We start from the raw sequence: 22,884 nt of genomic DNA on the forward strand, positions 1-22,884 counted from the left end.
GGCAAACGAATGAACCTGACCAGGCGTTCTTTCGCCATCTGAGGAACTACCCTGCTTGATTGCCCCTTTTTCGGACATCGACGGGGAGCGTTGGGCGGTATGCGAGATATCTGATGGTTTCGCGGATGTGGAACTTCTCCGCGTCCGACACGTTCGGATCGATTAGGCGACGCAGCAGCGCCTCCACGTCGGGGTCCATCGGAGGGGCGGGCTGACCGGTGCGAGGGCCGGCTGCGGTGCGGTCCCAGCCGAGCACGGCGAAGGCGGCAGCCGGATTGAGCCCCAGGCCCTCGCAGAAGGCGACCACCCGCTCGGCCTCCGGGTCGCTGGCCCAGTCGCCCCGGACCCACCGGTTGATGGTCTGCCGGGAGACGCCGGTGCGCCGGGACACCTCGGTGCCACTCCAGGCTCGGGTGGCCCGTGCCTCGTCCAGGGCGCGCCGCACGAAGGTGGCGAAGGCGATCTTCCGCGCATTGGCCGTCTCGGTCACCCCGTGACGGTACGGCCAGCCGGCGGCGATTGCGTGCCCCGGCTCGCTACTGTCACGCAGACGTGACGGAACCTTCGGATTTCCGGTAAACGATTCGGTGTCACTGTTGAGGGGTGTCACGCGGGCAGAATAGATGCCCGTAGTGGTAACCGGAAGCGGACGAAAAGCTGATACTGTCACGCCCATGGGACAATCTACGGTGTGTCACGTGCATGAGACGATTGGTGCTCACATGCGTCACGCCCCCGGTGCGAGGGGGGTGTGGTGACCGAGCTCGCCACCCGAGCCCAGGCCTTCGGGCTGATCGCCGAGGGGGTCGCTGCGGGGCTGACCGCTCCCTGGCGGCTCTACCTCGCCCGAGGCTGCCGCTACCTGTCGTTGAGCGTCGGCGATCGCGCCGAGTGGAACGCCTGGCGTACCCATCTCGGCTGCCCTGAGCTGAGCGTCCGGGTCTACGACGCCGGCGGCGAGATCCGCCGGTCGTCGGTGGCCGAGGTCGTGCTGGATGGCTGCCGGATCAGCGTCGAGCTGGTCGAGGAGGTCAGCACCGACGACCTGGACCGGCTGCTCGTCGCGGATCCCACCACGATCGAGCCGGAGGAGCGATGACCTGGCGTCCGGGCTGGGCCGGAGCTGCCCGATGAGCCCGTTCCTCGCGGTGTTCCTCGTCCTGGTGCTCGGTGCCACCAGCTACGCGGCCGGCAGGTTGCACGGACAGCTCAGCTACCGCATCGGCTACCGCTTCGGCTACCGGCAGGGCTACTTCGACGGTGACCGGGGCGCCTGGAACCGGCGTCGCCGCGATGCCCAGGCGGCGATCGCCTCGGCCCTGTCGGTCTCCCCAGCGGTGGTCCGCTCCGCCGGCGCCCGCCCCGGCACCACGTACACCGGCTCGTCGTTCACCGCGCCGGCGGCCCCGATCACGGGGCGGCACCCGACCGGCACGCTCGTCCGACGTACCGGTTGAGGTCGGTCGGCGGGCGCAGGCCCGCCGACCGGCGCCACGAACACGGTGCGTCGTCCGCGGCGGACACGCACCGTAGGGGCCACGTCAGACCGGTGACGGTGGCCCCACCGGCCGGGATGCGCGCAGGGGGCATGCATCCCGGCCGGTTCCGCCGCGCCCGCCTCCGACCCCCATGGTGGTGAGGGGCCCCGCGAAGCGGTGCTCACCAGCCCGTCTTGGTAGATCCACGTCCGCCCTCTAGCCGGAAGGGTCCGGCGCGGCTAGCGTCTAGGCATGGCGCGGGGTTCTCCCGAGCCAGCCGGTCCGCCCGGATCTGCGACCTCGCGCATGGGGTTCCGCATCCGACCCCGTGTCCCCGGGCACCGGAGGAGGCGGAACACGGGTGGCGGGTGCCCATCCGTCGGAGCAGGCCTGTGACGACTCGCCGTACCACCGCCGGTGCCGACCAGACCCCGGCCGCGACTGCCACAACCCGCCGCGCCACCAGGAGCCGCCGTGCGGCGGCCGCCGCGCCGGCCGATTCCAAGGAGCCGCGACCAGCCGGCCAGGCCTTTGTCCTGGACACTTCCGTGCTGCTCTCCGACCCGGCGGCGTTCCACCGGTTCGCGGAGCACGAGGTGGTGCTGCCTCTGGTGGTCATCACCGAGCTGGAAGGCAAGCGGCACCATCCGGAGCTGGGCTGGTTCGCCCGGCAGTCGCTACGGATGCTCGACGACCTACGGGTCCGGCATGGCCGACTCGACCGACCGGTGCCCGCCAACGACGTCGGCGGCACCCTGCGGGTGGAGCTCAACCACACCGACGACGGCGTGTTGCCGCCCGGGTTCCGCAGCGAGAGCAACGACGCCCGGATCCTCTCCGTCGCCCTCAACCTCGCCGCCGAGGGGCGGGAGGTGACCCTGGTCAGCAAGGACATGCCGCTGCGGGTCAAGGCGGCCTCGGTGGGCCTGCGCGCCGATGAGTACCGCCACGGCCAGGCCAGTGACCCGACCTGGACCGGAATGTCCGAGCTGGATCTGAGCGAGGAGCAGATCGGCCAGTTGTACGCCGGTGAGACGCTCGACGTCGACGAGGCCGCCGGGCTGCCCTGCCACACCGGCCTGGTGCTGCACTCGGCGCGTGGCTCCGCGCTCGGTCGGGTGCTGCCCGACAAGTCGGTCCGGTTGGTTCGGGGCGACCGGGAGGCGTTCGGGTTGCACGGCCGCTCGGCCGAGCAGCGGGTCGCTCTCGACCTGCTGCTCGACGAGGCGATCGGGATCGTCTCGCTGGGCGGTCGGGCCGGCACCGGCAAGTCGGCGTTGGCGCTCTGCGCCGGGCTGGAGGCGGTGATGGAGCGGCGCCGGCACAAGAAGGTGATCGTGTTCCGCCCGCTGTACGCCGTCGGCGGCCAGGAGTTGGGCTACCTGCCGGGGTCGGAGTCGGAAAAGATGTCGCCGTGGGCACAGGCGGTCTTCGACACGCTCGGTGCGGTGGTGCACGAGAACGTGCTGGAGGAGGTCACCTCGCGGGGCATCCTCGAGGTGCTGCCGCTGACCCACATTCGGGGGCGCAGCCTGCACGATGCCTATGTGATCGTGGACGAGGCCCAGTCACTCGAACGCGGAGTGCTGCTGACCGTGCTGTCCCGGATCGGGCAGGGCTCCCGGGTGGTGCTCACGCACGACGTGGCACAGCGGGACAATCTGCGGGTCGGCCGGCATGACGGGGTTACCGCCGTCATCGAGGCGCTCAAGGGCCATCCGCTCTTCGCCCACGTCACACTCAGCCGTTCGGAGCGGTCGCCGATCGCCGCGATGGTCACGGATCTCCTGGAGGACATCCCGATTTAACGGTGCTTATGCGGGCTTTTGTCCGCATTTTACGTGTGGCCCAAATCACAAACCGGCCGATTGGTTTCCCATCAGCCTCACTGTGCGCAATCGTGTCCCACGAGCGCCCACGCACCACGGGAATCGTTGGTGATCGTTCGTCCCGAGACGGGCGGCATCGGCGACAGTCGGTGCGTCGGTGCGACCGGCAACCGGTCGGGGCGCTCGTGGCACGGCTGACGGCCCGCCTGTGGCCCGCGCCGCGCCGCGCCCTTGCCCCCGACGAAGGGACCACTTCGTGAGTCGGCTGTGGAGCCGGTTGGGCGCCCGTACGGCTGCTGTAGCGCTGCTCTCCGTGGGCGTTGCCGGTGGCTTCTACCTGGGCGAAGACCGGGAAACCCAGCAACAGGGCCTGACCGAGCAGGTCAGCCTCGAGGTCGACCGGGCCGATCTCGCCTACCAGCGTGACCGGCAGGCCGCCCATCAGGTGAAGTTCGCCAAGCAGCGGGCCGCCGAATACCAGGCCAAGCTGCGCGCGGCGCAGGCCGCCAAGGAGGCCGCCGAACGGGCCCGCAGGGCCGAAGCCGCCGCGGCGTCCCGTAAGCGCGAGCGCGAGGCGGCCAACGCGCCCGCCAAGCCGTACGACGGGCCGATCCCGGCGTCCTGCGAGGAGTACAGCGGCAACCGCAAGATTGGCTGCGCCATGATGATCGACGCGGGCTTCGGCATCGCCGAGTTCCCCTGCCTGGAGAAGCTCTGGACCAAGGAGAGCGGCTGGAACCACAAGGCCAGCAACTCCTCGTCCGGTGCGTACGGGATCCCGCAGGCCCTGCCGGGCAGCAAGATGGGGACCGTCGCCAGCGACTGGCGGACGAACCCGGCCACCCAGATCAAGTGGGGGCTGGGCTACATCAAGGGCAGGTACAAGACGCCCTGCGGGGCCTGGGGCTACTTCCAGAGCAACGGCAGCTACTGACGGTTCGACGGTGGGGCGGGTGGGCGACCGGCCGCCCCGCCGTCGCGCGTACACCGGTCTGCGCTGACGGGACGCGAGTGGCGGTCGGCGACTTTTGCTGATAGCAGTTGTGGGGTGACCCTGCACCCGTCAAGTGGCGACCCCCACCGGTTCGGCACCGAGGCGTTCTACGCCGCGCTCGGTCGGGCGTTCGTCGCGATGTGCGCGGTGGTCCCGTTCCTCTTCCTCATCGAGGCCGTCGATCAGGGGCTCGCGTTCGGCCTGGACGCCACCGCCGGCATCATCCCGCACCGCATCGACGGGCTGGACGGGGTCTTCTTCTCCCCGTTCCTGCACCACGGCTTCGACCACCTCTACAGCAACAGTATCCCGCTGATCCTGCTGGGCACCTTCGTCCTGGCCGCCGGTGCCCGCCGATTCCTCTGGTCGACCCTGGTGATCATCCTGGTCAGCGGGCTCGGGGTGTGGTTCACCGGCTCGCCCAACTCGGTGGTGGTCGGCGCGAGCGGCGTGATCTTCGGCTACCTGGGCATCCTGCTCACCCGGGGCATCGTCGAGCGCAGCTGGTGGAACTTCGCGGTCTTCCTGCTGGTCGGTCTGCTCTACGGCTGGCAACTGGTCGGCATCCTCCCCACCGACGAGCGGATCTCCTGGCAGGGCCACCTGTTCGGGCTGCTCGGCGGGGTGGTGGCGGCGATCCTGTTCCGTCGCCGTCGGCCGGCCCTGGATGACCCGGACTACTCGGGTTCCACACTCAGCCTGCCCTGACCGATTCCTCGGCGCGCCTCTGAGACGTGCTTGCCCGACCGCTGCCACCCGCCTACGGTCTAGATCAGCAGCGTTGATCCGTAAGCGGAAAGCGACGGTACGCCATGCGCGAGGTCGACATCGCCGTGATCGGGGCCGGTCCGGCTGGCCTCTTCGCCGCGTACTACGCCGGGTTCCGGGGGTTGTCGGTGGCGGTGATCGACGCGCTGCCGGAGCCGGGCGGTCAGGTCACCGCCATGTACCCGGAGAAGCTGATCCTCGACGTGGCCGGCTTCCCCGCCGTCAAGGGCCGCGACCTGGTGGCCAACCTGGTCGCCCAGGCCGCCCCGTTCAACCCGCAGTACCTGCTCGGCACCCGTGCCGAGAAACTCTCGTACGCCGATGGTCGCCCGGTGCTCGGCCTGGCCGGCGGCGAACAGCTCGCTTGCGGCGCGGTGGTGGTCACCGGCGGGCTCGGCAGCTTCAGCCCTCGGCCGTTGCCGTGCGCCGACGGCGCCCCCGGCTCGGGGATCGTCTACTTCGTCACCGAGCCGACCGAGTTGACCGACCGGGACGTGCTGATCGTCGGTGGCGGAGACTCCGCCTTCGACTGGGCGCTGGCGCTGCAGCCGTTGGCCCGTTCGGTGACCCTCGTGCACCGACGGGAGAAGTTCCGGGCGCACGCCTCGACGGTCGCCCGGGTGCTGTCGCTGCCGGTGCGGGTGGTGGTCAACGCCGAGGTCAGCCGACTCATCGGGGATGGCACGGTGACCGGCGCCGAGGTGACCGTGCGTGGTGGCGCTACCGAGACGTTGCCGGTGGACACCGTGGTGGCGGCCCTCGGCTTCACCGCCGACCTGGGCCCACTCGCCGAGTGGGGGCTACGGCTGGACCGCCGGCACATCCTGGTGGACAGCGCCATGGCGACGAACCTGCCGGGGGTCTTCGCGGCGGGCGACATCACCGAATACCCGGGCAAGGTCCGGCTCATCGCGACCGGCTTCGGCGAGGCCGCGACGGCGGTCAACAACGCTGCCGTGGCCATCGACCCGAGCGCGCACCTCTTCCCCGGGCACTCCTCCGACGCCGGCTGACCTTCGGTATCGGAAGCAGGCCGGTCCGTAGCCGGACCGAGACGCGCTCGCCGGACCCTGATGGGATGAGCGGTCCCGAGACACCGCGCGACGGCGCGCCGACGACGCTGGCCTGGCTCTGCCACCCCGCCACACTGCTCGCCCTGGTCGCCCTGGTGGTCAACGACCATGTGCTGAAGGCCGCGCTGCCCGGCCTGATGACCGGCAAGCTGAGCGACGTCGCCGGCCTGGTGCTCGCCCCACCGCTGGTCGCGGTGCTGCTGACCCTCCTGGTGCCGCGGCTGCCGGCCCGGGCCGCCGCGCTGGCCGGCCTGGTCGCGGTGGGCGCCGGGTTCGCGGTCGTCAAATCCAGCGGGTACGCGGCCGAGCTCGCCTCCTCGGCCTGGACCGCGCTGGCCGGACCGTCGCTGGTCCGGGCCGACTGGACCGACCTGCTCACCCTGCCGGCGCTCGGCCTGTCCTGGTGGAGTTGGACGCGGTCACGTCGCCGCCCGGTGCGCCAACGGACCGCCCGGCTGGTCCGGCTGCTGGTGGTGCTGCCACCGGCACTGTTGGCGGTGACCGCCACCAGCGCGATCCACTACCCCTACGCCCTGGGCACCACGATGCTCGACGGCCTCCCGGCGATCTCGGTCGGCTCCGGTACCGATGCAACTCCGTGGCCGGCGAGTACCACGGAGGGCCGGTGGTCGGTCAGCGACGACGGTGCGACCACATGGCGGTCCGCCACCCAGGACGAAGAGCGGCGTCTGTCCGACCAGGACGCCGGGCAGCGGCAGGCGTGCGTACCGGCCGAGCCCCGACGCTGCTACCGAGTGGTCACCGGTCACCTGCGGGTGGAGCAGAGTGGCGATGGCGGTGCGACGTGGCGGGTGGCCTGGGAGGTGTCGGACGCGCGGCGCGAGGAGTTGGCCCGCCGGTCCCCGAACCCGGGAGACCTTGACCGGCACTTCGCCTCCCGCGAGCTGATCGTCTATCCGACCGCCAGCGGTGGTCATGAGGTGCTGGTGGCCAACGGTCGCGACGGCTTCGTGCGCCGCCTGCCGGCCGGTGAGTGGCGGCGCGACGGCTACCTCGTCCAGGAGGAGGATCTGGGCCCCCGGTGGGACGATCCGCCCAGTCTCGACGAAGGCGGGCCCGGCCAACGTCAGACGGATCTGCTGCTCGCCGTCGGGCTCGCGCTCACCCTGGGCTTCGCGGTCGCCGTGGTCGCCGGTCACCTCGCGATCCGCCGCAGTGGCGGCCGACGCTGGTGGGGGCTTGCCGGCTGCGTGTCGATGCTGATCGTCGGGGTCATGCTGATGGGGGCCTGGGGCCGCGAAGACGACCTCGCAACGACGATGGCAGTGCTCATGGTCATTCTGCCGTGGGGCGCGCTGACGGCAGCCGGCCTAGTCGTCCGCGCCTGGTACGAGGGCGCGCTGACCAGTTGGATCGGGTGGGCCCTGGCCGGCCTCCTGCTCACCGCGCTCCTGTCCGGGCTGCCGCTCGCCGGTTGGCTGGTCGGTGCCCCGCCGCAAAGCAGGATCGCGGTGGCGCTCGCACTCCTGGCCACTGTGCCGGGCCTACTGCTGGCCGTTCGGATCGCCAGCTTCGTCGACCCGACCCTCGTGCGCGGTGGCCGTCACCGGCCGCCCGACCCGCCCTATGTACATCCGACGGGGTGGTGATCAGCGGCGAGCGGGTCGCGCCAGAGCAGCGATCAGCACGGCAACCATGGTCAGCGCTGCCCCGAGCAGGGTGCTCAGGCCGGGGCGCGAGGCCGCGGTGGGCAGCACCAGGTCCAGCAGGACCGCCCCGACGATCTGGCCGGCGATGGTGGCCAGGCCGAGCAGCAGCACCCCGGTGAAGCGCACGATGGCGGCGGCGATCGCGATGAACACGATGCCGATCGGACCGCCCAGGTAGAACCACGGCTCGCTCGGCAGGTGGCCGGTGGGCCAGCCGCGTACCGCGATGTCGATCGCGAACGCGACGAGCAGGGTGACCGTGCCCACGGCGAAGTTGACCAGCGTGGCGGTCAACGCGCTGTCGGCCGCCGCCCGGACCCGGCCGTTTACCGCCTGCTGCCAGGCGATGCCCACTCCGGCGAGCAGGGGCAGCAGGGCCAGCGCCAGTGTGCCCGGGTCCTCGAGTCGGTCGCCGACCGCCAGGCCGACCGCCAGTACGGTGAGCACCGCACCGGCCAGCCGCTGCCGGGTGACCGGCTGCCGGCCCGTCGGCCCGATCCCCGCCCGGTCCACAGCGAGGCTGCTGCCGGTCTGGCCGGCGACCACCGTCACGGTGAAGACCGCCACGCCCAACGTGCCGATGGTGAGCCCCTGGGTGGCCACCAGGAACGCCCCGCACATCCCGCCCAGGCACTGCCACGGCCGCAGCGCGCCCGACGCCAGAGCACGCCGCGTCGCGAGCAGGCCCCGCCGCCCGCCGGGGGTGGCGGGCACCAGCACGAGCAGCACCAACAGGCCGACGCCGAACGAGACCACCGCGGCGGCGAAGCCGTCGGCCAGGCGTACCCCCAGCTCGCCGTTGATTCGGGACTGCAACGCCACCGCGACCCCGGAGCCCGACGCCAGCGCGACACCGGTGATCCGGCGGCTGGCCGACAGGACCTGCGGGGCCGCGGTGTCGGCGGCGGTCACTCCTGCTCGGCCAGCGGACGACCGTCGAAGTCGACAGCGGAGTAGAGCGCCAGCTTCTCCAACCGGTGGTACGAGTCGATCACCCGGATGGTGCCGCTCTTCGAGCGCATCACAATCGACTGGGTGTACGCGCCGCCGGCCCGGTAACGCACCCCGCGCAGCAGATCCCCGGAGGTGACCCCGGTCGCCACGAAGAAGCAGTTGTCGCCGGTGACAAGATCATCGGTGCCCAGCACCCGGTCCAGGTCGTGCCCTGCGGCGATCGCCTTCTCCCGCTCCTGCTCGTCGCGCGGCCAGAGCTTGGCCTGCATCGCACCGCCCATGCACTTCAGCGCGCAGGCGGAGATGATGCCCTCCGGGGTGCCGCCGATGCCCATCAACACGTCGACGTCCGACTCGCCCCGGGCGGCCGCGATGGAGCCCGCGATGTCGCCGTCGGAGATGAACCGAATGCCCGCCCCGGCCCGGCGGATCTGCGCGACCAGGTCGTCGTGGCGGCTGCGGTCCAGCACGCAGACCGTCACCTCGGCGACGTCGGTGCCCTTGACCTTGGCGATCCGGCGCAGGTTCTCCGCCACACCGGCGTTGATGTCCACCACATCGGCGTACACCGGCCCGACGGCGAGCTTCTCCATGTAGAACACGGCGCTGGGGTCGAACATCGCACCCCGCTCGGACACGGCGAGCACCGCCACGGCGTTCGGCATGCCCTTGCTCATCAGGGTGGTGCCGTCGACCGGATCGACGGCGACGTCCACCTCAGGGCCGGTGCCGTCGCCGACGTGTTCGCCGTTGAAGAGCATCGGGGCGTTGTCCTTCTCGCCCTCGCCGATCACCACCACGCCGCGCATCTGGATCGAGTTGATCAGCTTGCGCATCGCGTCGACGGCGGCTCCGTCGCCGCCCTCCTTGTCGCCCCGGCCCACCCACCGACCGGCGGCCATGGCCGCGGCCTCGGTGACCCGGACCAGGTCGAGGGCGAGGTTTCGGTCGAGATCCTGTGGGATCCGCGTCCTGGTGTTCGTCATGACGGCTGCTCCTCCTCGCGACGGTGCGGGGACGACCGGCGGTAGGGCGATCCCACTGCCGGCTTAGTCGCTGATCCTCACACGATGGCCGACCCGGCGTCGGCGCGGGGCGGCGATGGCCCGGAAACCGCCGGTCGGGCGGCTGCGAAGATGGTGGGGTGGAACCCGCACAGCCAGCCGACCGCGTACCCGCCGACCGCACGCCGCCCGACGGCCAGCCGCCGGTCGCCGTCCCCACCTACCCCGGTGGTGAGCCCGCCACGACCGACCCGACGCCGCCTGCCGGCGAACCGGCCCTGGTCCCGTCGGGCCCGGCCACCGCGCCGCCGACGGACGAGCCGGCCCGGGACCGGCCCGCGCCACCGTCGCGGGTGGCACCTGGCAAATCCGAGCGGTCGCCGAAGGACATGGCAATCTCGCTGCTGGTGCTGCTTGTCCCGATCGCACTGCTGCTGGCGTTCTACCGGGGATTCCTCGGCGGCGATCAGGCAGCGACCGTCGATCCGGCCCCCGCGATCGAGCAGGCCCGGTCGGCGAACGTCTTTCCGGTGAGCCAGCCACAGGGGCTCGGCTCCGGCTGGTTGACGGTCAGCGCCCGCTATCAGACCGTCGAGGGCGGTGCGAACCTGCGGCTCGGCTACCTCACGCCGGAGGGGCGGGGCATCCAACTCCTGCAGAGCAGCGTCCCGGCGGAGCGGCTGCTCCCCGCGGAACTGACCAGCCAGAGCCAGCCGCAGGGCCCCACCGAGCTGGCCGGACGTACCTGGCAGCTCTACACGGCTCGGGGGAACCAGCAGGCGCTGGTCCTGCTGGAGCCGACCCGAACGGTGATCGTCGTCGGCGATGCCCGGGACAACGAGCTGCGTGAACTGGCCGGTGCCCTGCGCTGACCGGCCCCGCCGATCGACGCCCCTGGTGGTGGCCAATTTGGGCAACCAGACAGAAGGGTGATTGTCCGACGCGTCGACAGGGAACAAAGAGGGAGTGATCCGGGCGCGCTGCTCGGCTCGGATCGCGCGGCGCAGCCGACGGTGCTGCTGCGTCGCCCGGTTTCCGGCGCCGTCCAGGTCGTCGGGTGACCCCTTGGGAGACACGTATGACTGTTCGACGACTCGGTGCCGGCCTGGTAGCCGCCGCCTTGATCTCGCCCGCTCTGGCCGCCTGCGCCAGCGGTCAAACCGGCACCGCCGGATCGACCGCGTCCCCGACGGTGACCGCGTCCGGCACGGCGAGCCCGTCCGGCGCGCCGATGGCGGGCGACGCCAAGCAGGCCCTGCTCGACTCCACCAAGGAGATCAGTAACGGCAACTTCCGGTTCACCCTGACCGGCGCCGGCTCGACGGCTGAGGGGCAGGTGCACCAGCCGAGCCAGAGCGCGGCGATGAAGGTCGCCATCGGCGGCCCCTCGTCCGACCTGGCCATGAAGCTCGACGTGATCCACTACAAGCCGGACAGCTGGGTGAAGCTGGAGCTGACCGGCCCCACCGCCAACAGCCTGCCCGCCGTCAAGCAGCTCAACCTCGGCAAGTACCAGCACCTGGACCAGGCCCGAATCAAGGGCAACCGCAATCTCGGCTTCGACTTCGACAAGGTCGACCCGGCCGGCAGCGCGGTGCTGACCCAGGGGATCACCGAGGTCCGCAGCACCGGCGCCGGCGCGTACGCGGGCACCATCGACGTCACCAAGGCCGCCGAGGCGGGCTCGCTGAACGCCGCCACGATCGCCGCGTTGGGCACCCAGGCGAAGACTGTTCCGTTCACCGCGAAGGTGGACCCGCAGGGCCGCCTCAGCGAGCTGGTGCTCCAGCTGCCGGCCGCGGGGCAGACCGCCGCCCAGGAAATCCGGATGACGTACTCCGACTACGGTGCCGCCACCGCCGCGCAGAAGCCGCCGGCGGCCCAGGTCGTCGAGGCGCCGGCCGAGCTGTACAGCCTGTTCAACTGACGTACGCGGGTGGGGCGGCTCCGGCCGTCCCACCGGCGGTCAGGACGCGGGTTCCTGCCGGGCGGCGTCGATTCGCGCCCGCGCGCCATCCAGCCAGCGTTGGCAGATCACCGCCAGCTCCTCGCCGCGCTCCCAGAGCGCCAGCGACTCCTCCAGGGACGTGCCGCCGGCCTCCAGCCGCTCGACCACCGAGGCCAGCTCGGCGCGGGCCTGCTCGTAACTGAGCCGCTCGTCCGGCCCGGCGTTCGCCTTCGTGTCGTCAGTCATCGCGTCCATCTCAGCACACCGCTCCCCGGGTCACCGCGTCGCCACTCAGCCGTCCACCGTGGCGGCCAGTTCGCCGTCGGCCAGCCGTACCCGCAAGGGGTCGCCCTTGCCGACGTCCGCCGCCGCGCGGACGACGTGGCCGTCCGCGCGCTGCACGATCGCGTACCCCCGGTCGAGGGTGGCGGCGGGGGAGAGCGCGCGGAGCCGCGCCAGGGTGTGACGCAGGTCGTCGTCGGCGGCGGTGAGCCGGTGCTCCAGGCAGCGGCCGGCCCGCTGGCGCAACGCGGTCAGGTCAGTCGCCCGATGCTCCACCATCACCTGCGGCCGGGCCAGCACCGGCCGGGAACGCAGCCCGTCGAGCCGGTGCGTCTCCCGGTCGACCAGGTTGCGCACCGCCCGTTCGAGGCGGTGCCGGGCCTGGCCGATGAGGCGTACCTCCTCGGTGAGGTCGGGAACGACCCGTTTGGCCGCGTCGGTCGGGGTGGAGGCGCGGACGTCGGCGACGTAGTCGATCAGTGGCGCGTCCGTCTCGTGGCCGATCGCGCTGACCACCGGCGTACGACAGCCGAACACCGCGCGGCAGAGCGCCTCGTCGGAGAAGGGCAGCAGGTCCTCGATGCCACCGCCACCCCGGGCGATGATGATCACGTCGATGGTCGGGTCGGCGTCCAGCACCTTGAGCGCGTCGACGATCTGCGGCACCGCCGACGGACCCTGCACGGCCACGTTGATCGTGCGGAACTCCACCGCAGGCCAGCGCCGCCGGGTATTGGTCAGCACGTCCCGTTCCGCCGCCGACGCGCGACCGGTGATGAGCCCGATCCGGCCGGGCAGGAACGGCAGTCGGCGTTTGCGGGCGCGGTCGAAGAGCCCTTCGGCGGCGAGCAGCTTCTTGAGCTTCTCCAGCCGGGCCAGCAGTTCTCCGAGCCCCACCTGGCGGATCTCGTCGGCTCGCAGGCTCAGCGTGCCCCGGGCGGCGTAGAACTCCGGCTTGGCGTGCAGCACCACGCGGGCACCCTCGCGCAGCTCCGGTGCCCCGGCGTCCAGCACGTCCCGGTTGGTGGTGACGGTCAGGCTCAGGTCGGCCGACGGGTCACGCAGGGTGAGGAAGACGGTGCTGGCCCCGGGTCGGCGGCTGATCTGCGCGACCTGACCGTCCACCCACACCCAGCCCAGCTTGGCGATCCATGCCCCCACCTTCTGGCTGACCACCCGCACCGGCCAAGGCTCCTCAGCGCTGTTACTCCCGCCCGCCCCGTCCCTCACCCGCGCCCCGTCCCTCACCCGCGCCCCGTCCCTCACCCGCTCACCCTACGACCCACCCCACCACCCCCGTCGATCATGGAGTTATCGCCCCACTTCACGGCGTGTCGTGACGCTAACTTCATGATCAACCAAAACGAGGGTGGTTCGCGGCCGCCAGGCGGTGGCGAGCGGGACACGTACGATGGGTGCGTGACTGAGGCTGAGGCGACCCCCCGGACCGGCAAGCGCGTGCTCCTGGCCAACCCCCGCGGCTACTGCGCGGGTGTCGACCGCGCGGTGCAGACCGTCGAGGAGGCGCTGAAGCTCTACGGTGCCCCGATCTACGTGCGCAAGCAGATCGTGCACAACAAGCACGTCGTGCAGACCCTGGAGGCCCAGGGCGCGATCTTCGTGGAGGAGAACGAGGAGGTGCCGGAGGGGTCCACCGTCATCTTCTCCGCGCACGGCGTGGCTCCCGAGGTCTACGAGCAGGCCAAGGCGCGCTCGCTGAAGGCGATCGACGCGACCTGCCCGCTGGTCACCAAGGTGCACCACGAGGCGAAGCGGTTCGCCGCCGAGGACTACGACATCCTGCTGATCGGCCACGAGGGGCACGAGGAGGTCATCGGCACCGCCGGTGAGGCCCCCGCGCACATTCAGCTCGTCGACGGTCCGGCCGGCGCCGACAAGGTCACCGTCCGCGATCCGGAGAAGGTGGTCTGGCTCTCCCAGACCACGCTCTCGGTCGACGAGACGCTGGAGACGGTGGCCCGGCTCAAGCAGCGGCTGCCGCTGCTGCAGTCCCCGCCCAGCGACGACATCTGCTACGCCACCTCCAACCGGCAGCACGTGGTCAAGGAGATCGCCGCCGACTGCGACGTGGTGATCGTCGTCGGCTCGGCGAACTCCTCCAACTCGGTCCGCCTGGTCGAGGTCGCCCTGGACGCGGGCGCTCGCGCTGGTCACCTGGTCGACTTCGCGCACGAGATCGACGACGCCTGGCTGGAGGGGGCCACCACGGTCGGCCTGACCTCCGGCGCGAGCGTCCCGGACGACCTGGTCCAGGAGGTGCTGACCCACCTCGCCGCGCGGGGCTTCGCCGACGTCGAGGAGATCACCACCGCCAAAGAGCGGCTCACGTTCTCGCTTCCGCAGGAGCTGAAGCGGGACATGAAGGCTGCGGCGGCGCGCGGCTGAGCATGGGAACGAACTCGGCCCGGCGTACGTCAGATTCGGCATGAGGATCTTTCGGCTCGCCGTTTCCGCGCTGGCCGTCTGCGTGGCGTTGAGCGCCTGCGGCAGTCAGGACGCCGGAGGTGGCACACCCACACCGACCCCGACGGGTGCGCAGGAGGCGACCAGCCAGCCCACGCCCGACCCGACCGCCTCGCCATCGACCGTCGACCCCACCCCGCCATCGGGTCCGAAGACCGGGAAGCCGGGCGGTCCGAGTACGCCCCCGGGGGTCGGGGAGACCACCCTGTCCGGCACGGTGCAGGGCGGCGTGGAGCCCAACTGCGTGCTGCTCGACGGTTACCTGCTTCTCGGCGGCCCGCGTGACGTGCTGATGGCGGGTGTGCGGGTCGAGGTCATCGGTCGGGCGGAGCCGGGCATGATGACCACCTGTCAGCAGGGCATTCCGTTCGTCGTGTCGAGCGCCACCCGGTCCTGACCACCCGTGGGGCGCTAGCGGGCCGAGACCTCGTCGTCGGCCGGATCGGCCAGCTCGGGTGCCTGCGGCTGTCGGGGCGTCAACTCGACCTGCGCGGGCGTGGCCAACTCCTCGTCCGAGACGCCCAACTCGGCGAGCTTGCGGGCGCTGACCAGCACCCGGGCCTCCAACGAGCCGACCGCCCGGTTGTACGCCGTCACCGCACCGGCCAGCGACGACCCGAGCTTGCTCACGTGGTCGCCCAGGGTCGAGAGCCGGCCGTACAGCTCCCGGGCGAGGGTGTGCACGGCGAGTGCGTTACGGGCCAGTGCCTCCTGCCGCCAGGAGTAGGCGACCGTCCGAAGCAGGGCGACCAGTGTGGCCGGCGTGGCCAGCACCACGTTGCGGGTGAAGGCGTGCTCCAGCAGCGTCGGGTCACGCTGGAGCGCGACGTCGAGGAACGGATCGGCGGGGACGAACAGCACCACGAACTCCGGTGAGTTGTCGAACGCCGACCAGTACGACTTGGCGGCCAGGGCGTCGACGTGCCCCCGCAGGTGCCGGGCGTGCGCGTCGAGGTGGGTGTCCCGGCCGCGCTCGTCACGGGCCTCCATGGCCGTCAGGTACGCGTCGAACGGCGCCTTGGCGTCCACCACCACCGATCGGCCGCCGTGCAGCCGGACCACCAGATCCGGTCGGACGACCTGCTGGTCGGTGGCGGCGGTGACCTGCTCGGAGAAGTCGCAGTGCTCCAGCATCCCGGCCGCCTCGACGATCCGGCGCAACTGGTGCTCGCCCCAGCGGCCCCGCACCTGGGGTGCCCGCAGCGCCGCCACCAACTGCTTGGTCTCGGTGCGCAGCTCACCGGAGACCGCGCTCATCGAGCGGACCTGCTCGCGCAGCTCGGCGTACGCGTCGACCCGGTCGTGCTCCAGCTCGGCCACCCGCTGCTCGTAGCGGCGCAGGGTGTCGTGCAGCGGCGCGACCGCCCGGGCCACCGCCTCCTGGGACTGCGCGGTGGCCTCGTAGCTCAAGGCCCGCATGGACTGCTCCAGCCGGCCCTCGCCCTCCCGGGTGGCTGCCAGGGTGGCGTCGAGGCGGGCGATGTCGGCCGCCGACCGGGACCGGGCCGCGAGCCAACCAATCGCCCCGCCGGCACCGAGGCACACGATCACCAGGAGCAGCGTCGAGACGTCCATCACCGGAGCTTGCCAGACGGATACGACGTGACAGCCGGAGGTACGGTCGATGACATGGAACTTGTGCTCTGCCTCGCCGTCGTGGTGGTGGGCGCGTTGGGCGCCGCGGCGCTCGTCCGCGCCCAGGCCGGCGCTCGCCAGCGCACCGCGCTCGGCGACGCCCGCGCGGAGGCGCAACGGTGGTACGAGCGCCTCGGCGGTCAGTTGATGAACCTCCAGGGCGACGAACCGGCGGTACGCCAGGCGCTGGCCGACGCTGGCGAGCGGTACAACGCGGCGGGCTCGCAACTGGAGCAGGCGCGCACGCCACACCAGTTCGGGTTGGCCCGGGAGACCGCGCTGGAGGGGCTGGCCTACATTCGCGCGGCGCGTACCGCACTGGGCATCGATCCGGGCCCCGAGGTGCCGGCGCTGGCCGCCGCTCGCGGCGTGGGGCAGCTCACCAAGGAGCGTGAGGTCGACGTGCAGGGGCAGACCTTCCGGGCTGGCCCGCAGCCCGGCCGGGAGACGCCCTACTACTACCCCGGTGGGCGTTATCAGGGTCGACCGGTGCCGGCGGGCTGGTATTCGACGCCGTGGTGGAAGACGGCGCTGGGCGCCGGCGCCGGTGTGCTCGGCGGCATCCTGATCGCCGACGCGCTGTTCTCGCCCGCCTTCGCCGACCCCGGGTACGGCTACGACGCCGGCTACCAGGAGGGCTTCGGTGACGGTGCCGAGCAGGGCGGGGACGGCGGCGACCAGGACTTCGGCGGCGGCGACCAGGGTGGTGACTATGCCGGCGGCGACTACGCCGGGGGCGACTTCGGGGGCGGCGACTTCGGGGGCGGAGGCTTCGGTGGTGGGGACTTCGGGGGCGGAGGCTTCGGTGGTGGGGACTTCGGCGGCGGTGACTTTGGCGGCGGTGACTTCTGACCGTCGTTGAGTGACCTGCGGAACAGGCCCCGGTCGTGAGGACCGGGGCCTGTCGTCCGTTCCGATTGATCAGCCGGTGTTGCGCATCCCGGCGGCGATGCCGTTCACCGTGGTGAGCAGTGCCCGCTCCAGGGCGGTGCCGTCGCTCGGCGCGCGTCGGCCGCCCGGCGCGGTCGTCACCGCCCGTCCGGCGGCACCGGACTCCCGGTACTGCCGCAGCAGCGCCACCTGGAGATGGTGCAGCGGCTCCAGGTAGGTGTCGCGTACGGCCAGGGTGCGCTGGAGCACCGGCGAGTTTTCCAACAGGGCGGGTGAGGACGTCACCGCCAGCACCTCGCGCTTGGTCAGCTCGTACTCCTGCTCGATCTGTTCGAAGATCGGGTGCAGCTTCTTTGGCACCAGTGTCTCGACGTATCGGCGGGCGATGCTCAGGTCGGTCTTGGTCACCATCATCTCGACGTTCGACAGGAACGTGCGGAAGAAGTGCCAGTTGCGGTGCATCTCGGCCAGCACGTCCGCCAGCCCGGCCTCGCGGGCGGCGGCCAGCCCGGAGCCGACACCGAACCAACCCGGCACGATCTGCCGGGTCTGGGTCCACCCGAACACCCACGGGATGGCCCGCAGACCGGACAGCCCCGCGCCGGTGTTCGGGCGCTTCGCCGGCCGGGAGCCGATGTTCAGCGCGCCGAGCAACTCGGTGGGCGTGGACGCCCAGAAGTACGCGGGCAGGTCCGGGTCCTCGACGAGCGAACGGTAGGACCGGTACGCCGACTCGGAGACCACGTCCATCGTCGCGTCCCAGCGTTCCAACATCTCGGCCGGCTGGCGAGGTGCGGTGTGCAGCAGGGTCGCCTGGAGCACCGCGGCGAGGGTGAGCTCCAGGTTCTCCCGGGCCAGGGAGGGCAGGGTGTACTTGTCGGAGATCACCTCGCCCTGCTCGGTCACCTTGATCGCGCCGTCCATCGTGCCGTACGGCTGGGCCAGGATCGCCTCGTGCGTCGGCCCGCCGCCGCGCCCGACCGTGCCGCCCCGGCCGTGGAACAGCCGCAGGTGCACCCCGTGCCGGGCAGCCACGTCGCGCAGCGCGCGCTGCGCCCGGTGGATCGACCACTGGCTGGTGGTGATCCCGGCCTCCTTGTTGGAGTCGGAGTAGCCGAGCATGACCTCCTGCACGTCGCCCCGGGCCGCCACCAGCGCCCGGTACGCGGGCAGCGACAGCAGCTCGTCGAGGAGTTCACCGCCGGCGTTCAGCTCGGCCGGGGTCTCCAACAGCGGCACGAACCCGACCCGGGCCCGGCCGCTGTGCACGTCCACCAGGCCGGCCTCGCGGGCCAGCACCACTGCGGCCAGCACGTCGTCGACACCCAGGGTCATCGAGATGATGTACGACTCGATCACCTCGCTGCCGAACCGGTCCTGTGCCTCGCGGATGGTCCCGAACACGTCGAACGTCTTGCGGGCGGGCTCAGACAGCGCAGTGTCCAGGGTGGACAGCGGTCGACGGCCGGTCAGCTCGTCGGCGAGCAGTTTGGTGCGTTCCAGCCGGCTCAGCGCCGGGTAGTCGGAGACCTCGCCGACGGCCTCGTAGAGCTGGGCGAGCACCGCGTGGTGCGCCTCGGCGTGCTCCCGGACGTCCATCGTCGCCAGGTGCAGGCCGAACGCGGAGACCGTACGGATGGTGGAGGCCAGTCGGCCGACGGCGGTGAGCTGCCCGGAGTTGCGGGCCAGCGAGGCGCGCAGCAGATCCAGGTCGGCGATCAACTCGGCGGAGCCCCGATAGTCCCGGCCCGCCTCGTGCGCGGTGCCCTGGCGCAACCTCTGCCGGGTGTTGGCGAGCTTCGCCTTTACGCAGCGTGCCTTGAGCCGGTACGGCTCCTCCGCGTTGACCCGGCGGAACCGGGCCGCCACCTCGGGCAGCGCGTCCAGGTCGGCAGCGAGGCTGGCGGAGAGGTCCAGGGACACCCCGCGCAGTCGGCGGGAGACCGAAACCTCGTTGATCAGGTGGTCCATGGCCTTCTCGGTGGCCGCGATGCCGTGCTCGTGCTGAATGGCCAGCACGTCGCGGGTGACCGCCGGGGTGACGAACGGGTTGCCGTCGCGGTCGCCGCCGATCCAGGTGCCGAAGCTCAGCGGCCGGGCCGTCGGTGACGTCTCCACGCCGAGCGTGCGCAGCGTGTCGGCCAGGTCGTCGAGCACCTGGGGTGCGGCCTCGGCGTACAGGTCGCGCAGGTAGTAGATGGCGTTGCGGGCCTCGTCGGTCGGGTCCGGTCGGTCGAGTCGCAGCTCGTCGGTCTGCCACATCAGGTCCAGCAACTCGGCCAGGCGGCGGTTGGCCGGGCCCTCGTCGCTGGCGCCGTAGAGGATCGCGTTGGCGGTCTCGGTGTCCAACTCGTCGGCGATCGCCCGTAGTTTGGACAGGATCGAGCGGCGGGCCGCCTCGGTCGGGTGCGCGGTGAAGACCGGCCGGACCGCCAGCCGGCGGGCCGCGTTGGCGATCTCCTCGGCCGGCACCCCCCGCTCGGCGATCATCTTGGCCGCCTGGTCCAGCCAGCCGCCCTGAACTGCGCGGCGGCGGCGCAGATCCCGCGCGCGGTGCACCTGCTCGGTGATGTTGGCCAGGTGGAAGTAGGTGGAGAAGGCGCGGGCCAGCTTGGTGCCGGTGGTCACGTCGAGCCCGCCGAGGCGTTGGGCGGCCGCCGGGGCGTCGGTGCGGACCTGAGCGCGGATCTCCTCGACGAGGTCGAGCAGCGGGCGACCCTCCTGGCGGGCCAGGGTCTGGCCGAGCAGGGTGCCGAGTCGGCGGATGTCGGCGCGCAGCGCGGCGTCCGGGCCGTTGTGGTCATGCTGGTCGGTCACGGTGCGCTCCCTTACGTGGATACGAAGGACAGCGCTGTCCGACTGATTGGATGGTATCCGCGCGCACCGGATGTTCGGAGGGCCCCCGGGTGATCTCCTGTCCCGGGAGCGGCGTTTTCCGGCGTGATCTAAGCCACCGTCCGAGGCCGGCGCGGGGCGGAGCGGGTCGATCCGGGGCCAGTGTTTCCGGCTCGGCGACCGCAGACCAGGCTCGCGCTGACCAACCCGAGCCCGCCGAGCACCGCCTTGATCCCGCTGGTGGCGGAGGGGCCGGAGGCCACTCGCGACGGTGAGGAGCAGACCGTGGTGTCGCTGCGGCTGGGCGTCGTCGCCTACCACGGCGGGTCGGTGCTGGTGCACCTCGGCCGACCTGGCTCGCCGCACCCGCTGGCCTTCGGCCCGCTGCGCGCCGGGTGCGGGTTGGTGCTGGCGGCGCGAGGGCCGGATGAATACGAGCACATTTCTTCAAGACGGCGGGAGGCGCTCGCCGCGAAGATCGTTCTCGTCGGTCCGGGAGCTGCCCCCGCCAGGACGGCACCGGAGCGGGGCACGCGGACCTTTTCGGGGAGGTCCGACGCCCTTGCTGGCCCCGAGACGGAGCCGCCTGCGCGCGCGTGAGGAGGTGCCGTACGTCCCCCGTACGGCACCTCCGCCGGCCGCTGGCCGGCTCGGAAAGCCGCCCGCGGTCAGGCCGACCCGGACGGGGTGAGCAACCGGCGCAGCCGGGCCGGTGGATGGCCGACCTGCTCCCGGATCATCCGGGTCAGGTGTGCCTGGTCGGCGAAGCCGTACTCGGTGGCGAGCGCGCCAAGCGGACGGCCGTCGGGCTCGGCGAGGGTGTCCAGCACCTCCCGCACCCGTAGCCGGTTCCGGTACGCGGTCAGGCTGCTGCCCGTTATCCGCTGGAACACCCGGCTGAGATGGTGCGGAGAGCTGCCGACCTCCCGGGCGACCTCGTCCAGGCCGAGCGTGAAGCGTGAGTTTGCCAGCACCTCCCGGGCGCGGTCGGCCAGCCGCCGGTGCGCGGCCAACGTCGCCGGCCGTCGGCGTACGGCCCGATCGACCTCGCCGCCCACGTCGTCGGCGGTGAGGGCGCTGTGGTGCAGCAGACGAGCCAGGAACCGATGCAGCCGCTCGGCCATCTCGAACCCGTCCACCCCACGCCGGAAATCGGCCACCAGCAGCCGGTGTGCCAGATCCAGCGTGGCGTCCGAGGTCCCGGACCAGCCGCGCCGGCCCACCCAGCCCACCGCGTCCGGCCGCTCCGCCAGCACCGTCGGATTGATCTCCACACAGGTGTACGAATCACCGCAGCCGAACGGGTGTGCCACGGCCATCTCGTCGCCGGGGCGGGTGAGCAGCACGGACGTGGCATCGGAGAGCTCGACCCGGCCGTTGAGCCGGCGCCGGTACGCCCCGGAGCGCCCCAGGATGACCTTGTGGCGGTCCTCGGCGACGGACTCCGTCCAGCCGTGGTTCTCCACGATGCACCGCACCTGGTAGATCAGCATGCCGTCCGGGTGCCCCAGCACTCGCCAACGGGCGGGCGTGGTGCGGCGACGCGGATCACTGCCGACTCCCTCGGCGGGCATCGTTCCTCCTGTCGAGACCTGATCTTCCTCGTTTACCTGCTCAAGCGCGACCTGCCCGGTCCGAGACCGACCACCGCCAGGCCCTCCAGTCCTTCGCCACCGCGCAGTCCGGCGTCTGACGCTCAGGTATTGGCGACGTCAGGCGTCGACGACGGCGAAGGCGCGGACCGGGAAGGTGCCCATGCCCGCCACCATCGGTGGGGCTGCGGTGAACCGGAAGCCGCTCGGTGGTAGCGCGTCCAGGCCGGTTAGTTGCTCCACGATCGGGATGCCGGCGGCGAGCAGCGTGCTGTGTGCGGGGCGTACACCACCGGCCGTCGGGCTCATGTCGTCGATGTTGATCGAGTCGATGCCGACCAGGGCCGCCCCGGCGTCGGCCAGCGCCTGGGCGGCGTCCCCGGTCAGGTACGGCGCCTCCGGCGCGCCGTACCGTTCGGTGCCGAAGTGCTCATCCCACCCGGTGTGCAGCAGCACCGCGCGCCCGGCCACCTCGTACGGGGCAAGCATCAGTCGGTCCACGGCCCGGATGCCGGCCGGCACCCGGACCACCACGGCGGGCAGGTCGGCGAGCCGGTCCAGCGACACCCCGGTCAGGTCGTCGGCACCGGCCCAGCGGTGGGCGGGAGTGTCCAGGTAGGTGCCCGTGTTGGCGATCATGTCAATCCGGGTCACGTGGAACTCGGTGCCCGGCGCGTAGTTCGCCTGGGACGCCGCGAAGGTCAGCCAGTCGGTGATCCGTGGCGCCGGCCAGCCGGGCAGGGTGCTCATCCCGTCGCTGATCACGTGGCTCAGCTCGACCAGCCGACGATCGGCGCCGGATGCGCCGACGGCGACGCCCCGGCCGCCCTTGTGCGGCTCCTCAATGATCGTCTTCGCGCTGATTCGGACCTCGGCGACCATCAGCAGCCCGAGGTGCCGGACGAACAATGCCGCCAGGTCGTCGTCGGTGATTTCCTGCCCCGGGATGTCCAGCCGGAACCCCTCGGTGCGCAGCCCGCCGCCGTTGGCGAAGCTCACCTCCGCGTCGAACTGAGCCCGCCACTGCTCACTCATCCCGACACCCGACCACGAAGCCCAGCCATCGGTCAAGATCCACGTCGCGGTCCGGCCGCCACGGGCCCGGCCGGTGCCCGCCTGACCGCCCTTTCGCCTGCGATCCGGTCTTCGAACCCGTGAGATCGCGCTAACCCGGGGAAGATCGCGCTCGATCCAGGAAAGAGTGCGTTCCGCCGGCTCCGAGGCGACTACATCCTGGATCGAGCGCGAGCTTGGCGGATGGTGCGCGCTGGCGGCAGTGCGACTGACCCTTTCCAGGCGGCGACGAGCGCGCTCGCCAACAAGATCCACACGACATCAGGGAAACCGCTGCCTCCCGCGTCCTGGAAGCAGTAGTTTCCGGGAAGTTGCGCGGATCTTGGCCGGCGGGCCGGCGGGCCGGCGGGGCGGCGGGGCGGCGGGGCGGGGC

General features: G+C 71.7%; 22 protein-coding genes. 13 read left to right on the forward strand and 9 right to left on the reverse strand.

All coding sequences use genetic code 11. The features are described 5' to 3' along the window. Nucleotides 1-46: 46 nt before the first annotated feature. A complete protein-coding gene (locus tag OG811_RS15040; RefSeq protein ID WP_406075004.1) occupies nt 47-490 on the reverse strand; it encodes an XRE family transcriptional regulator in 444 nt (147 codons plus the stop codon). Between the two features lie 264 nt (nt 491-754). On the opposite strand from OG811_RS15040, the gene OG811_RS15045 reads away from it, so the two are divergent. From OG811_RS15045 to OG811_RS15075, 7 genes are all read left to right on the forward strand, one after another. After that, nucleotides 755-1,099, forward strand: coding sequence for a hypothetical protein (locus OG811_RS15045; RefSeq protein WP_030328857.1), 345 nt, complete (start codon nt 755-757; stop codon nt 1,097-1,099). 31 nt (nt 1,100-1,130) lie between these two features. Next, nucleotides 1,131-1,457 (forward strand): hypothetical protein, encoded by a 327-nt coding sequence (locus tag OG811_RS15050; protein ID WP_406075006.1) that lies wholly within the window; start codon nt 1,131-1,133, stop codon nt 1,455-1,457. Between the two features lie 413 nt (nt 1,458-1,870). After that, nucleotides 1,871-3,286: a PhoH family protein gene (locus OG811_RS15055; protein WP_406075007.1), complete on the forward strand. Its 1,416-nt coding sequence runs from the start codon at nt 1,871-1,873 to the stop codon at nt 3,284-3,286. Between the two features lie 277 nt (nt 3,287-3,563). Beyond that, nucleotides 3,564-4,241, forward strand: a complete 678-nt coding sequence (locus OG811_RS15060) for a transglycosylase SLT domain-containing protein (protein ID WP_406075008.1) — start codon at nt 3,564-3,566, stop codon at nt 4,239-4,241. Nucleotides 4,242-4,355: 114 nt separating this feature from the next. Further along, nucleotides 4,356-5,009, forward strand: coding sequence for a rhomboid family intramembrane serine protease (locus tag OG811_RS15065; RefSeq protein WP_406075010.1), 654 nt, complete (start codon nt 4,356-4,358; stop codon nt 5,007-5,009). Nucleotides 5,010-5,113: 104 nt separating this feature from the next. Next, complete coding sequence (locus OG811_RS15070; RefSeq protein ID WP_406075012.1) at nt 5,114-6,082, forward strand: NAD(P)/FAD-dependent oxidoreductase; 969 nt, start codon at nt 5,114-5,116, stop codon at nt 6,080-6,082. 65 nt (nt 6,083-6,147) lie between these two features. After that, a complete protein-coding gene (locus OG811_RS15075) occupies nt 6,148-7,752 on the forward strand; it encodes a hypothetical protein (protein WP_406075014.1) in 1,605 nt (534 codons plus the stop codon). Here OG811_RS15075 and OG811_RS15080 read toward each other — a convergent pair whose 3' ends face one another. Together OG811_RS15080 and glpX are read right to left on the reverse strand one after the other, a co-directional pair. Continuing rightward, nucleotides 7,753-8,724, reverse strand: a complete 972-nt coding sequence (locus OG811_RS15080; RefSeq protein WP_406075016.1) for a DMT family transporter — start codon at nt 8,722-8,724, stop codon at nt 7,753-7,755. Further along, nucleotides 8,721-9,752: a class II fructose-bisphosphatase gene (gene glpX, locus OG811_RS15085; protein ID WP_406075018.1), complete on the reverse strand. Its 1,032-nt coding sequence runs from the start codon at nt 9,750-9,752 to the stop codon at nt 8,721-8,723. The genes OG811_RS15080 and glpX overlap by 4 nt, the downstream gene beginning before the upstream one ends. 158 nt (nt 9,753-9,910) lie before the next feature. Here glpX and OG811_RS15090 point away from each other — a divergent pair, with 158 nt between their 5' ends. Together OG811_RS15090 and OG811_RS15095 are read left to right on the forward strand one after the other, a co-directional pair. Further along, on the forward strand, nt 9,911-10,642 hold the full coding sequence (locus tag OG811_RS15090; RefSeq protein WP_406075019.1) for a DUF4245 family protein: 732 nt from the start codon (nt 9,911-9,913) through the stop codon (nt 10,640-10,642). Between the two features lie 206 nt (nt 10,643-10,848). Next, nucleotides 10,849-11,697, forward strand: a complete 849-nt coding sequence (locus OG811_RS15095) for a hypothetical protein (RefSeq protein WP_406075021.1) — start codon at nt 10,849-10,851, stop codon at nt 11,695-11,697. Nucleotides 11,698-11,736: 39 nt separating this feature from the next. Here the strand turns inward: OG811_RS15095 and OG811_RS15100 are convergent, their stop codons facing one another. Beyond that, nucleotides 11,737-11,964: an exodeoxyribonuclease VII small subunit gene (locus tag OG811_RS15100; RefSeq protein WP_406075022.1), complete on the reverse strand. Its 228-nt coding sequence runs from the start codon at nt 11,962-11,964 to the stop codon at nt 11,737-11,739. A gap of 45 nt (nt 11,965-12,009) precedes the next feature. Continuing rightward, entirely contained in the window at nt 12,010-13,230 is a 1,221-nt protein-coding gene (gene xseA, locus OG811_RS15105; RefSeq protein WP_406075024.1) for an exodeoxyribonuclease VII large subunit, read from the reverse strand. Between the two features lie 189 nt (nt 13,231-13,419). Here xseA and OG811_RS15110 point away from each other — a divergent pair, with 189 nt between their 5' ends. Further along, entirely contained in the window at nt 13,420-14,406 is a 987-nt protein-coding gene (locus OG811_RS15110) for a 4-hydroxy-3-methylbut-2-enyl diphosphate reductase (RefSeq protein ID WP_406075025.1), read from the forward strand. A 40-nt stretch (nt 14,407-14,446) separates the two neighbouring features. Further along, complete coding sequence (locus tag OG811_RS15115) at nt 14,447-14,881, forward strand: hypothetical protein (RefSeq protein ID WP_406075027.1); 435 nt, start codon at nt 14,447-14,449, stop codon at nt 14,879-14,881. Between the two features lie 14 nt (nt 14,882-14,895). Here OG811_RS15115 and OG811_RS15120 read toward each other — a convergent pair whose 3' ends face one another. Further along, nucleotides 14,896-16,059 carry a DNA recombination protein RmuC gene (locus tag OG811_RS15120; protein WP_406075029.1) on the reverse strand — a complete coding sequence of 388 codons (1,164 nt, stop codon included), beginning with the start codon at nt 16,057-16,059 and terminating at the stop codon, nt 14,896-14,898. 54 nt (nt 16,060-16,113) lie between these two features. On the opposite strand from OG811_RS15120, the gene OG811_RS15125 reads away from it, so the two are divergent. Next, nucleotides 16,114-16,971: a hypothetical protein gene (locus OG811_RS15125; protein ID WP_406075030.1), complete on the forward strand. Its 858-nt coding sequence runs from the start codon at nt 16,114-16,116 to the stop codon at nt 16,969-16,971. A gap of 69 nt (nt 16,972-17,040) precedes the next feature. Here OG811_RS15125 and ppc read toward each other — a convergent pair whose 3' ends face one another. Further along, the gene (gene ppc, locus OG811_RS15130; protein WP_406075032.1) at nt 17,041-19,827 is read right to left on the reverse strand and encodes a phosphoenolpyruvate carboxylase; all 2,787 of its coding nucleotides are present in this window, start codon (nt 19,825-19,827) and stop codon (nt 17,041-17,043) included. A 180-nt stretch (nt 19,828-20,007) separates the two neighbouring features. Between ppc and OG811_RS15135 the strand changes: the two genes are divergently transcribed. Then, nucleotides 20,008-20,445, forward strand: a complete 438-nt coding sequence (locus OG811_RS15135) for a hypothetical protein (RefSeq protein WP_406075034.1) — start codon at nt 20,008-20,010, stop codon at nt 20,443-20,445. A 68-nt stretch (nt 20,446-20,513) separates the two neighbouring features. On the opposite strand, the gene OG811_RS15140 is transcribed toward OG811_RS15135, so the two are convergent. Next, the gene (locus OG811_RS15140) at nt 20,514-21,419 is read right to left on the reverse strand and encodes a helix-turn-helix domain-containing protein (RefSeq protein WP_406075035.1); all 906 of its coding nucleotides are present in this window, start codon (nt 21,417-21,419) and stop codon (nt 20,514-20,516) included. A gap of 138 nt (nt 21,420-21,557) precedes the next feature. Beyond that, nucleotides 21,558-22,472: a cyclase family protein gene (locus OG811_RS15145; protein ID WP_406075037.1), complete on the reverse strand. Its 915-nt coding sequence runs from the start codon at nt 22,470-22,472 to the stop codon at nt 21,558-21,560. Nucleotides 22,473-22,884: the final 412 nt, after the last annotated feature.

The organism is Micromonospora sp. NBC_01638 (assembly GCF_045209745.1).
GTDB lineage: Bacteria > Actinomycetota > Actinomycetes > Mycobacteriales > Micromonosporaceae > Micromonospora.

Coding starts and splice junctions, on each gene's coding strand:
- OG811_RS15050 (WP_406075006.1), top strand. CDS start 1,131: ATGAGCCCGTTCCTCGCGGTGTTCCTCGTCCTGGTGCTCGGTGCCACC.
- OG811_RS15070 (WP_406075012.1), top strand. CDS start 5,114: ATGCGCGAGGTCGACATCGCCGTGATCGGGGCCGGTCCGGCTGGCCTC.
- OG811_RS15075 (WP_406075014.1), top strand. CDS start 6,148: ATGAGCGGTCCCGAGACACCGCGCGACGGCGCGCCGACGACGCTGGCC.
- glpX (WP_406075018.1), bottom strand. CDS start 9,752: ATGACGAACACCAGGACGCGGATCCCACAGGATCTCGACCGAAACCTC.
- OG811_RS15095 (WP_406075021.1), top strand. CDS start 10,849: ATGACTGTTCGACGACTCGGTGCCGGCCTGGTAGCCGCCGCCTTGATC.
- OG811_RS15100 (WP_406075022.1), bottom strand. CDS start 11,964: ATGACTGACGACACGAAGGCGAACGCCGGGCCGGACGAGCGGCTCAGT.
- OG811_RS15115 (WP_406075027.1), top strand. CDS start 14,447: ATGAGGATCTTTCGGCTCGCCGTTTCCGCGCTGGCCGTCTGCGTGGCG.
- OG811_RS15120 (WP_406075029.1), bottom strand. CDS start 16,059: ATGGACGTCTCGACGCTGCTCCTGGTGATCGTGTGCCTCGGTGCCGGC.
- OG811_RS15125 (WP_406075030.1), top strand. CDS start 16,114: ATGGAACTTGTGCTCTGCCTCGCCGTCGTGGTGGTGGGCGCGTTGGGC.
- OG811_RS15140 (WP_406075035.1), bottom strand. CDS start 21,419: ATGCCCGCCGAGGGAGTCGGCAGTGATCCGCGTCGCCGCACCACGCCC.
- OG811_RS15145 (WP_406075037.1), bottom strand. CDS start 22,472: ATGAGTGAGCAGTGGCGGGCTCAGTTCGACGCGGAGGTGAGCTTCGCC.